Source organism: Longimicrobium sp. (assembly GCA_036377595.1).
Lineage (GTDB): Bacteria > Gemmatimonadota > Gemmatimonadetes > Longimicrobiales > Longimicrobiaceae > Longimicrobium.
The window spans coordinates 1-10,890 of sequence record DASUYB010000161.1; the positions used below are offsets into that span (position 1 = coordinate 1).

The 10,890-nt window shown below is 71.9% G+C and carries 10 protein-coding genes; all 10 read left to right on the forward strand.

What is annotated here, in order from left to right:
- The first annotated feature begins 476 nt into the window (after positions 1–476).
- The 10 genes from VF092_27510 (at position 477) to aroE (ending at position 10,722) form a co-directional block, all read left to right on the forward strand.
- Positions 477–1,346, forward strand: a complete 870-nt coding sequence (locus VF092_27510) for a YicC/YloC family endoribonuclease (GenBank protein ID HEX6751068.1) — start codon at positions 477–479, stop codon at positions 1,344–1,346.
- Entirely contained in the window at positions 1,343–2,029 is a 687-nt protein-coding gene (gene gmk / locus VF092_27515; GenBank protein HEX6751069.1) for a guanylate kinase, read from the forward strand. The genes VF092_27510 and gmk overlap by 4 nt, the downstream gene beginning before the upstream one ends.
- Positions 2,026–2,268 carry a DNA-directed RNA polymerase subunit omega gene (locus tag VF092_27520; protein ID HEX6751070.1) on the forward strand — a complete coding sequence of 81 codons (243 nt, stop codon included), beginning with the start codon at positions 2,026–2,028 and terminating at the stop codon, positions 2,266–2,268. The genes gmk and VF092_27520 overlap by 4 nt, the downstream gene beginning before the upstream one ends.
- Before the next feature lie 7 nt (positions 2,269–2,275).
- A complete protein-coding gene (coaBC, locus tag VF092_27525) occupies positions 2,276–3,511 on the forward strand; it encodes a bifunctional phosphopantothenoylcysteine decarboxylase/phosphopantothenate--cysteine ligase CoaBC (GenBank protein HEX6751071.1) in 1,236 nt (411 codons plus the stop codon).
- Positions 3,508–4,401 (forward strand): uracil-DNA glycosylase, encoded by an 894-nt coding sequence (locus VF092_27530; protein HEX6751072.1) that lies wholly within the window; start codon positions 3,508–3,510, stop codon positions 4,399–4,401. The genes coaBC and VF092_27530 overlap by 4 nt, the downstream gene beginning before the upstream one ends.
- Before the next feature lie 156 nt (positions 4,402–4,557).
- A complete protein-coding gene (gene dnaB / locus VF092_27535; GenBank protein ID HEX6751073.1) occupies positions 4,558–7,197 on the forward strand; it encodes a replicative DNA helicase in 2,640 nt (879 codons plus the stop codon).
- A gap of 5 nt (positions 7,198–7,202) precedes the next feature.
- The gene (radA, locus tag VF092_27540) at positions 7,203–8,573 is read left to right on the forward strand and encodes a DNA repair protein RadA (protein HEX6751074.1); all 1,371 of its coding nucleotides are present in this window, start codon (positions 7,203–7,205) and stop codon (positions 8,571–8,573) included.
- Positions 8,551–9,264, forward strand: a complete 714-nt coding sequence (gene ispD, locus VF092_27545; protein HEX6751075.1) for a 2-C-methyl-D-erythritol 4-phosphate cytidylyltransferase — start codon at positions 8,551–8,553, stop codon at positions 9,262–9,264. Before radA ends, ispD begins: the two co-directional genes overlap by 23 nt.
- A 109-nt stretch (positions 9,265–9,373) precedes the next feature.
- Positions 9,374–9,883, forward strand: coding sequence for a low molecular weight protein arginine phosphatase (locus VF092_27550; GenBank protein ID HEX6751076.1), 510 nt, complete (start codon positions 9,374–9,376; stop codon positions 9,881–9,883).
- Positions 9,880–10,722, forward strand: coding sequence for a shikimate dehydrogenase (aroE, locus tag VF092_27555; protein HEX6751077.1), 843 nt, complete (start codon positions 9,880–9,882; stop codon positions 10,720–10,722). Before VF092_27550 ends, aroE begins: the two co-directional genes overlap by 4 nt.
- Positions 10,723–10,890: the final 168 nt, after the last annotated feature.

The following is a 10,890-nucleotide window of genomic DNA, read 5'->3' on the forward strand; positions in this document are numbered from 1 at the left end:
CAGTGCCCAGTGCCCAGTGCCCAGTGCCCAGTGCCCAGTGCCCAGTGCCCAGTGCCCAGTGCCCAGTGCCCAGTGCCCAGTGCCCAGTGCCCAGTGCTGAATGGGGTGGTGGTGCGGTTCGGATGGGAGAGATCGGTGAGGCCGCGGGCGGCCCCCTCCCCCGGCCCCTCCCCCGCTGCGCAGGGGAGGGGAGAACTCAGTGCGGAGATTGGATCGGCGCGGGGATGGTGCCGTGGACCTCGCATCACACACGAGGTGCGAAGCGCGAGGTAGCCCGCCCGCCGCAGTCGAAGTTACCCCCTCCCGTTATCGGGAGGGGGTACGCGGCCCCAGCCGCGGGGGGAGGGTCCACGGATGCCGGCACAGCGCGCCGAACCCGCGTCCGCGCAAACGTTTGGCATCGCTGTCAAGGCGTTGACCGGGGCCGTTCGCTGCGTTACCGTTCGGGATTCCAGGGAGGGGATTTGATCCGGAGCATGACGGGGTTCGGCGAGGCGCGCCGCGACACGCCCGCGGGCACCCTGCTGGTCGAGGTCCGCACCGTCAACCATCGCCACTTCAACGCGAACCTCCGCGTCCCCCAGTCGCTCGCGCGCTGGGAGGCGGACATCCGCGAGTGGCTGCGCGCGCACGTCTCCCGCGGCCACGTGAACGCCGCCATCCGGCTCGAGGCGCCCGCCGGCACCCCGCGCGGGCTGAAGCTGGACGAGGAGCGGGTGCAGTCGTACCTCGCGCTCCTCAACCAGCTCCGCGACCGCTTCGGCGTCTCCGGCACTCCCGACCTGCACACGCTGGCCCGCTTCCCCGACGTCTTCGTCCGCGACGAGGGCGAGGACGTGGTGATCGAGGCCGACGACCTCCGCGCCGCCGTGGAGGACGCTGCGCTGGCGAACGTGCGCATGCGCGAGGGCGAGGGCCGCCGCCTCCACGACGACCTCGAGGGGCGCATCGCCGCCATCGAGGCGAACCTGGACCAGATCGCCGCGCTGGCGCCCGAGCGGCTGGTGGCCGAGCGCGACCGGCTGCGCAGCGCCATCGCCGAGCTGGCGGGCGGGGTCGCGGTCGACGAGCAGCGGCTGGCGCAGGAGCTCGTCTACACGGCCGAGCGGCTGGACATCAACGAGGAGCTGGTGCGCTTCCGCGCCCACAACGCCGCCTTCCGCGAGCTGCTGGACGCCGACAGCGCCGAGCCCGTGGGCAAGCGGCTGGGCTTCCTCGTCCAGGAGATGCACCGCGAGGCCAACACCATCGGCTCCAAGGCCAACCACGCGGGGATCGCGCACCGCGTGGTGGCCATCAAGGAAGAGGTGGAGCGCCTCCGCGAGCAGGTGGAGAACGTGGAGTGACGGACGGCGAGGCGCCCTTTCCGCTCGTCCTCTCCGCCCCCAGCGGCGCGGGGAAGAGCACGCTCGCGCGGCTGCTGCGGAAGCGGAACCCCGACGCGCTGGTCTTCTCCGTCTCCGCCACCACCCGTCCGCCGCGGCCGGGAGAGCGCGACGGGCGCGAGTACCACTTCGTGGGCCGCGACGAGTTCCTGCGCATGCGCGACGCGGGCGAGCTGATCGAGTGGGCGCCGGTGCACGGCAATTTCTACGGCACGCCGCTCAGGAACGTCCGCGAGGCGCAGGCGCAGGGGAAGCACCTGCTGCTGGACATCGATGTGCAGGGCGCGCGGCAGATCCGCGCGGCGCTTCCCGAGGCGGTGCACGTCTTCGTCCTTCCCCCCACCGGCCCGGCGCTGGTGAAGCGGCTCTGCGGGCGGGGGACGGAAAGCGCGGAGGTGCTGGAACAGCGCCTGCTCAACGCCGAGGACGAGATCCGCGCGGCGCCGGAGTTCGACTACGTGGTGGTCAACGACGTGCTGGACGCGGCGGTGCGGGAGCTGGAGGCGGTGCTGCGCGGGCGCGCGGGGCCGCCGGGGTCGAAGCCGGGGCTGGACGGCCGGATCGACCGGCTGTGCGAGGAGATCGAGCGCGAGCTGGGCCCGGGCGGGCCCGTGGAACGTCTACGACAGGGAGGAATGCGATGAGGGTGGTCACTCCGGGCCAGGCGGCCCGACACACCGGCAGCAAGTACCTGGGCGTCCTGGTGGCCGCGAAGATGGCGCGCCACCTGAACGAGCTGCGCCGCGGCGAGCTGATGGAGGACCCCACCGTCTCGGGCGCCGAGCCGCGCGAGAAGCTGACCACCGTCGCCCTCGAGCAGGTGCGGCAGGGGACCACCGAGCACCGGCTGGTCAAGCGGCGCCGCCCCTCCGACGCGCTGTAAGCCGCCGGTGGCCGGCGCGCGCGAGGCGCGGCGTCCCTTCGCGGGGCGCCGCGTGCTGCTGGGGGTGACCGGGGGGATCGCGGCGTACAAGGCGGTGCAGCTCGCGCGCGACCTGGCGCTGGCCGGCAGCGGCGTCGACGTGGTGATGACGGCGGGCGCGCTGGAGTTCGTGCGCCCACTGACCTTCGAGGCGCTCACCGGCCGCCCCGCGCACACCTCGCTCTACCCGTCCGGCGACCCCAACCTCCACATCCGCCTGGCGCGCGAGGCCGACCTGGTGCTCGTGGCCCCGGCCACCGCCAACTTCCTCGCCCGCGCCGCGCACGGGATGGCGGACGACCTGCTCGCCGCCGTCCTCCTGGCGACGGACGCGCCCGTGGTGCTCTGCCCCGCGATGAACGACCGCATGTACGCCCACGCCGCCACGCAGGACAACCTGCTGCGGCTGCGGGAGATCGGCTACGTGCTGGCCGGGCCCGCCGTCGGCCCGCTGGCCTGGGGCGAGGGCGAGGGGCCCGGGCGGATGCTGGAGACGGACGAGATCCTGGCGTACGCCGGCCGCGCGCTGGAGCGGCAGACGCTCTCCGGGCTGCATGTCCTCGTCACCGCCGGGCCGACGCGCGAGGCGATCGACCCCGTGCGCTACGTCGGCAACCGCTCGTCGGGGCGGATGGGCTACGAGATCGCCGCCGCGGCGTGGCGGCGCGGCGCGGAGGTGACGCTCGTCTCCGGCCCGTCGCGCCTCGATCCCCCCGCCGCGGTGGAGAGGGTGGAGGTGGAGACGGCGGAGGAGATGCGCGATGCCGTCGCCACGGCGCTCCCGCGGGCCGACGTGCTGGTGATGGCCGCCGCGGTCGCGGACTTCCGCCCCTCCGATCCCGCGGGGGAGAAGATCAAGAAGGAGGCGGGCGGCGTCCCCACGATCGCGCTCGAGCGCACGCCCGACGTGCTGCGCGACACGCGCGGGGAGCGGAAGCAGGACGCCGTGATCGTCGGCTTCGCGCTGGAGACGCAGAACGCGGTGGACAACGGGCGGAAGAAGCTCGAGTCCAAAGGGCTCGACCTCCTCGTGGTCAACGACGCGCGCGAGCCCGGCGCCGGCTTCGAGGTGGCCACGAACCGCGTCACCCTGCTGCAGCCGGGACGCGACGGCGAGGAGCTGCCGCTGATGAGCAAGGCCGCCGTCGCGGACGAGATCCTCGACCGCGTGGAGGCGCTGCTCCAGGCGAAGCGCGCATCGTGAGCGACCCGCGCGACCTCCTGCGCAGCTACCTGCGCCAGCGCGCGGAGCTGGGCGACGCCGAGCTGATCCTCGACCGCCACTCTGCGGGCGAGCTGCGGGAGCTCCTTTCGCCGAGGGGACAGGGGACAGGGGACAGGGGACAGCGGGAGACGTCTCCGCCGCGTCCCGATGCGGCGCCCGTACGTGTGGAGACGCCGCCCGCGCCGCGTCGCGCCGCGCCGGCGGAGGGGGATCGCCCGCATGTCCGCGCGGGCGCCCCGCCGCCGGGGGAGACGCCGATGCGGCCCGCGCGCGACGCGCCGTCGCGCGGGGTTTCGGCGGACGAAATCGCCGCGCTTCCCGTACTCGATTCCGTGCGCCAGATTGCACTCGGCTGCCCGCGCTGCCGGCTGGCCGAGACGCGCACCCGCGTGGTCTTCGGCGAGGGGAGCGAGACGGCGCAGCTGATGGCTGTGGGCGAGGCGCCGGGCGAGAACGAGGACCGCCAGGGGCGTCCCTTCGTGGGCAAGGCGGGAAAGCTGCTCGACCTCCTGCTGATGACCGCCGGCTTCCCGCGCGACGACGTCTACATCTGCAACGTGCTCAAGTGCCGCCCGCCGGGAAATCGCAACCCCCTTCCCGACGAGGTGGAGGCGTGCAGCCCGTATCTCCTCAAGCAGGTGGAGCTGGTGGGGCCGCGGGTGATCGTGGCCTTCGGCACCTTCGCGGCGCAGACGCTGCTGGGCACCGACCTCTCCATCGGCCGGATGCGGGGGAAGCTGCACCAGTACCGCGGCATCCCCGTCGTTCCGACCTATCACCCCGCCGCGCTGCTGCGCAACCCGGGGTGGGTGCGCGCCGTGTGGGACGACCTGCAGCGCGCCCGCGCGGTCCTGGACCGTCCCGTCTGATCCCGCTGATCCCGTCACCGATCCCGATGACATCGCAGAAGAAGTGCGTGAGTGCGTAAGTGCGCGGGTGCGTTGGTCTCTGCTGGAGATCAAACGCACTTCCGCACTCGCGCACTCACGCACTTTGCCGTTTCTACAGCAGGACCCGAGACCGCCATGTCGACCCCCGCCATCAAGATCGCCACGCCGTCGCCGGGCGCGCCCAGCCCGTTCACCGACCGCACGCCGCCGTACTCCGCCGAGGCGGAGATGGCGGTGCTGGGCGGGATGCTGATCGACCAGGACGCCGTGGTCCGCGCGGTGGAGATCGTCGACGACTCGATGTTCCACCGCGAGGCGCACCGCCGGCTCTTCCGCGCGCTCGTGCGCATCTGGCAGCGCGGCGACGTGATCGACGAGATCACCGTCACCGACGATTTGAAGAAGGCGGGAGATTTCGAGGCGGTGGGCGGGGTGGCGTTCCTGGCCTCGCTGCTCGACGCGGTGCCGACCGCGGCGAACATCGACTACCACTGCAAGATCGTCCGCGAGAAGGCCATCCTGCGGCGGCTGATCGAGGCCAGCACCTCCATCATCCAGGAGACCTACGCCTGGCAGGGCGAGGTCGAGAACCTGATGGACCTGGCCGAGCAGCGGATCTTCCAGCTGGCGCAGAGCAACGACCGGCGCGGGTTCGTGTGGATCAAGGAGATCCTCTGGCCCACCTTCGAGAAGATCGAGCAGCTGCAGGCCAACCAGAGCGCCATCACCGGCGTTCCCTCCGGCTTCCACGACCTCGACGAGCTCACCGCCGGCTTCCAGAACAGCGACCTGGTCATCGTCGCCGCCAGACCGTCGATGGGGAAGTGCCTGGCGTACGACGCGGAGATCGTGCTGGAGGACGGCTCCGTCGCGACCATCGAGGAGCTGTACCGCCGCCGCTCCGCGCGCCTGCTGACGCTGAACGACGGCTGGAAGCTGGAGATGACGGAGCCCAGCGCGTTCGTCGACGACGGCGAGAAGCCCGTCTTCCGCGTCACCACGCGCCTGGGACGGCGGATCGAGACCACGCTGACGCACCCGTTCCTCACCGTCGGCGGCTGGAAGCGGCTGGAGGAGATCCGCGTCGGCGACCACGTCGCCGTCCCCCGCCGCCTCGGCGTGTTCGGTAGTGAATGGCAACATCGAAGCGACCTTGCCATTCTCGCGTACCTCCTCAAGTGGCATGAGGACGGTCGCGAGCGGCTACCTGTGCACAGCTATCTCCATAACGAAGATTTCCACCAGGCGTGCATTGAGTCTGGGTTGCGCCTGGCATCGAGCAGCTTGCCCTGGCAGTCCGGGCTTCCTGACGCGCCATCGCTGAGTCGGGAAGAGACTGCCGATGCTTTGTGGTCGACCGCGACCAGTTCGGCGACCGCCGTGGTTGACGCTGTAGCCTCCAGTGTCCTCAAGGAACACTTGGAAGAGGCAGCGTCTGGGTCGCTGCCAGAGGCGATCTTCCGTCTTAACAGGGCGGATCTCGCGTTCTTCCTGAATAGGATGTTCGCTGCGCATGGGCTCGCCGGTCTGAATATCACTGACGATAGGGTTCACGTTTGGTTGTTCGCACCGAGTGTCCGCATTGCGGAGCAAATTCAGCACCTTCTTCTCCGCTTCGGGATCCTGTGCGGCCATCAGAGAACGACGCTTGGCTCGAAGCTGTGGATTCTCGACGAGTCGCTTCCGGTGTTCACTGCCGAAATCGGAATTTTCGGGCAGCAGGATCGTCTTGAGCGGTACGTGCGCCAACGGCCGCAGGAGGTTGAACGACTTCCCGCAGACGTCTGGAAGTTGATCGCAGCTGAGAAGGGAGACGAGTCGTGGCCTACCGTCTTGGACCGCGCTGGCATTGAGGGGAGTGATGCCGATGGTGAGCTCACCCGTGACCGGCTGCGCGCCTTCGCCGTCGCGCTCGACAGCCGGCGGCTGCTGGAGCTGGCCGAGAGCGACGTCTACTGGGACGAGGTGGTGTCGATCGAGCCGGTGGGGATCAAGCAGGTCTACGATCTGACGATCCCCGGCACGCACAACTTCGTGGCCAACGACGTGTGCGTGCACAACACCGCGTTCACGCTGAACATCGCGCAGCACGCGGCCATCTCGGCGCAGAAGCCGGTGGCGTTCTTCTCGCTCGAGATGAGCAAGGAGTCGCTGGTGCAGCGCGTGCTCTGCGCTGAGGCCCGCGTGGACGCCAGCCGCCTGCGCCGCGGCCGGCTCTCGGACGACGACTACGCGCGGCTCGCCATCGCCGCCGGGCACCTGAACACCGCGCCGATCTACATCGACGACACGCCGGGCATCTCCGTGCTGGAGATGCGGGCGAAGGCGCGGCGGCTGAAGGCGGACCGCGACGACCTGTCGATGATCATTGTCGACTACCTGCAGCTGATGGTGAGCAACGGCAAGAGCGAGAGCCGCCAGCAGGAGGTGTCGGAGATCTCGCGCGGGCTGAAGGCGCTGGCCAAGGAGCTCGACATCCCCGTCATCGCCCTCTCCCAGCTTTCCCGCGCCGTCGAATCCCGCCCCGACAAGCGCCCGATGATGTCGGACCTCAGGGAATCGGGCGCCATCGAGCAGGACGCGGACGTGATCATGTTCCTCTATCGCCCCGAGTACTACTTCGGGCCGGTGGACAAGGAGGGGAACAGCCTGGAGGGGAAGGCCGAGCTCATCGTCGGCAAGCAGCGCAACGGCGCCACCGGCAACGTGCCGCTCTTCTTCCGCAAGGAGTTCACGCTGTTCGAGAGCATGTCGTCGTACCGGACGGAGGAGTGACGCCGGTGCCGCGGACCAAGACCGCCTTCTTCTGCCGCGAGTGCGGCACCGAGACGCCGCGCTGGGCCGGCCAGTGCCCCGCCTGCCACGAGTGGAACACGCTCGTCGAGGAGCCGTCCGCGCCGAAGCGGTCCACCTCCGCCGGCGTGGCCGTGCCGCGCGCGGCGGCGGACGCGGTGCCCGTCCGCCTGCGCGACGTGGAGGGCGCGGAGCGGCAGCGGTGGACGACGGGGCTGGGCGAGTTCGACTTCGTCCTGGGCGGCGGGATCGTTCCCGGCTCGGTGGTGCTCGTGGGCGGCGAGCCGGGGATCGGCAAGTCCACCATCCTGCTGCAGGTGGCGGCGCGGCTCGAGGGCGCCGGGCTGCGCACGCTCTACGTCTCCGGCGAGGAGTCGGCGCACCAGGTGAAGCTGCGCGCCGAGCGGCTGGGCGAGCACGCGGCCGACGTGACCCTGCTGGCGGAGACGGAGCTCGACTCCATCCTCCTGCGCGCGGCCGAGGGCGGGCCGCAGGTGCTGCTGATCGACTCCATCCAGACCGTCTACACCCCCGCGCTCGAGGGCGCGCCCGGCAACGTGGGCCAGGTGCGCGAGTGCGCGGCGCGGCTGCAGCGCTTCGCCAAGCAGACGGGGACCGCCGTCTTCCTCGTGGGCCACGTGACCAAGGGCGGGGGGATCGCGGGGCCGAAGACGCTGGAGCACATCGTCGACACCGTCCTCTACTTCGAGGGCGAGGGCGGCGTCGACCACCGCGTGCTCAGGGCGACGAAGAACCGCTTCGGCGGTGTGGACGAGATCGGCGTGTTCCGGATGACCGCGGCGGGGCTGGAGCCCGTAGCCAACCCGTCCGAGCTCTTCCTGGGCGACCGCTCGACCCGCGCGTCGGGCTCCACCGTCGTCGCGGCGATGGAGGGGACGCGGCCGCTCCTCGTCGAGGTGCAGGCGCTGGCCGCGAAGGCCAGCTACGGCGCGCCGCAGCGGGTGAGCACGGGGCTCGACCACAAGCGCCTCTCCCTCCTGTTGGCGGTGCTGGAGAAGCGCGCGGGGATCCCCTTCGGCCAGCTCGACGTGTTCCTGAACGTGGTCGGCGGGCTGCGGCTGGCGGAGACGTCGGGCGACCTGGCCGTCGCGGCGGCGCTCGCGTCGAGCGTGTACGACTGCCCCGCGCCGCCCGACGCCGTGTTCATCGGCGAGCTGGGGCTCGGCGGCGAGGTGCGGCCGGTGGGGCAGATGGAGCGCCGGCTGGCCGAGGCCGCGCGCATGGGCTTCTCCGCCGCCTATCTCTCCCCCCGCGCGGTGCCGCGCACGCTGCCGTCCGGCATCCGCGTGATCGAGACCGACGACGTCCAGGCCCTTGTCCGCCGCGCCTTCACCTGAGCCGCGCGCCGCGGCCGTCGTCGTGGCCGGCGGGTCGGGCCGGCGCGTGGGCGGGCCCGTGCGCAAGCAGTACCTGGAGATCGCAGGCCGCCCCGTCCTCCTGCGCGCCGTCCTCCCCTTCCTCCATCACCCCCGCATCTCCCGGGTGATCGTCGTCCTCCCGCCGGACGATGCCGCCGATCCCCCCGCGTGGCTCGCCTCGCTCGACGTGCGCATCGTCGCCGGTGGTGCGGAGCGGGGCGATTCCGTGTGGAACGGGCTGCGGGAGACGAGGGAGGAGGACGAGATCGTGCTGGTCCACGACGGCGCGCGGCCATTCGCCGACGCGGGGGTGATCGACCGCGTGCTGGCCGCCGTCCCCGCCATCGCCGCGGTGCCGGTGACGGACACGATCAAGGAGGTCGACGCGGGGACGATCACCGGCACGCCGGAGCGCGCGCGGCTCTGGCAGGCGCAGACGCCGCAGGGCTTCCCCCGCAACGGCCTGGTCCGCGCCTACGAACGGGCGCGCGCGGAGGGCGTCGCGGCGACGGACGACGCCGCGCTGTACGAGCGCTACGCCGGACCCGTACGCGTGGTGACGGGATCGTACCGCAACCTCAAGGTCACGCGCCCCGAGGACCTGCCGGTGGCGGAGGCGCTGGCACTTGCAGCGGACGGCGGGCGGGGCGAAGATTCGGGTACGGCCTGATCCACACGGCACGGCGCGCCGCTCCCGCACCGGAGCGCGCCCGGCCGAACCTGACGGAGCAAGGATCCACGTGCCCGCACCGGACGAGAGCGACGCCCCGGGAGTGCAGATGAGCGAGCAGGAGACCCGGGCCGAGCAGCCGCGGACCGCCACCTTCAACGTCCTCTTCGTCTGCACCGGCAACACCTGCCGCAGCCCGCTGGCGGAGGCGATCGCGCGGGCGGAGATCGCGCGCCGCGGCTGGAAGAACGTGGAGGTCGCGTCCGCCGGGCTGAACGCCTGGGACGGCGACGAGGCCACGCGTGCCGCCGTGGTCGTGGCTGGGCGCGCGGGGATCGACCTCACCGGGCACGTCTCCCGCCGGCTGACGCCCGAGATCGCCGGGTGGGCGGACCTGATCCTGGGGATGGGCCCCGGCCACCTCTCCACGCTCGAGCGCCTGGGGCTGGGCGAGAAGGCCTCCACGCTGGGCGACTTCGCCGCCGGGCCCGACGGCGAGGGCGAGGCGGTGAAGGACCCGTACGGCGGCAGCGAGGCCGTGTACGAGGAGACCTTCCACGAGCTGCGCGGGCTGGTGGGCGCCGCGCTCGACCGGCTGGCCCCCATCCTGGCGCCGTGACCCCGCCGGCCACCGCCGCCACCCGGGTGCTCGCGCTGCTGGGCGACCCCGTCTCGCACTCCCTCTCCCCCGTCTTCCAGAACGCCGCCATCCGCGCCCTCGGCCTCGACGGCGTGTACGTGGCGCTGCGCTGCTCGGGCGACGACGCGCCCGGGCTGCTGCGCGCGCTGGCCCGCGCGGGCGGCGGCGGCAACGTCACCGTGCCGCACAAGGGCGCGGCGGCGCGCGCGGTCGACCGGCCCAGCGAGGCGGTGGAGGCGACGGGTGCGTGCAACTGCTTCTGGCTGGAAGACGGGGAGATCCGGGGCGACAACACCGACGTGCACGGCGTGACCGCGGCGATCCGCTCGCTGATGGGGCGGTCGATAGCCGGCGCGCGGGTGCTGCTGATCGGCGCGGGGGGCGCGGCGCGCGCGGCGGCGTACGCGCTGGCCAGCCACGCCGCGGGCGAGATCGTGATCCTCAACCGCACCCCCGAGCGCGCGCGGGAGATGCTGCGCTTCGCCCGCCCCGCCACCGGTGTGCGCGTCGCCCTCACCCCGCGCGAGGTGGGGGCGGACGGCTTCGACCTGGCGATCAACGCGACGTCGCTCGGGCTCCGTCCGGACGACGCGCTCCCGCTCGATCCCGAGATCGTTCAGGTCGACGCCGCGCTCGACCTGGTCTACACGCGGACCGGCGAGACGCCGTGGGTGCGGGCGATGCGCGAGCGCGGCATCCCCACTTCCGACGGGCGGGAGATGCTGCTGCACCAGGGCGCCGAGGCCTTTCGCCGCTGGTGGGGCGTCGACGCGCCGCTCCAGGTCATGCGCGACGCCTTGGCGACCGCGCAGGGCTGACGGTCTAATACTAGGTCCGGGTGAAGTATTGGTGCGTTTCCCCGAATCTCGTGCTGCCGCGATGATAGATCCTTCGGCCTGCAACCACTTGCGCAGACGCTGATTACAGTCTGGCCGGCCTCAGGATGACGTCATCGTGGAACCGATCGGGGTGCATCAACCAAATTC

Bases quoted from the DNA above. Each gene is read 5' to 3' on its own strand.
- dnaB (HEX6751073.1), top strand. From the start codon at position 4,558: ATGTCGACCCCCGCCATCAAGATCGCCACGCCGTCGCCGGGCGCGCCC.
- VF092_27510 (HEX6751068.1), top strand. From the start codon at position 477: ATGACGGGGTTCGGCGAGGCGCGCCGCGACACGCCCGCGGGCACCCTG.
- VF092_27520 (HEX6751070.1), top strand. From the start codon at position 2,026: ATGAGGGTGGTCACTCCGGGCCAGGCGGCCCGACACACCGGCAGCAAG.
- VF092_27550 (HEX6751076.1), top strand. From the start codon at position 9,374: ATGAGCGAGCAGGAGACCCGGGCCGAGCAGCCGCGGACCGCCACCTTC.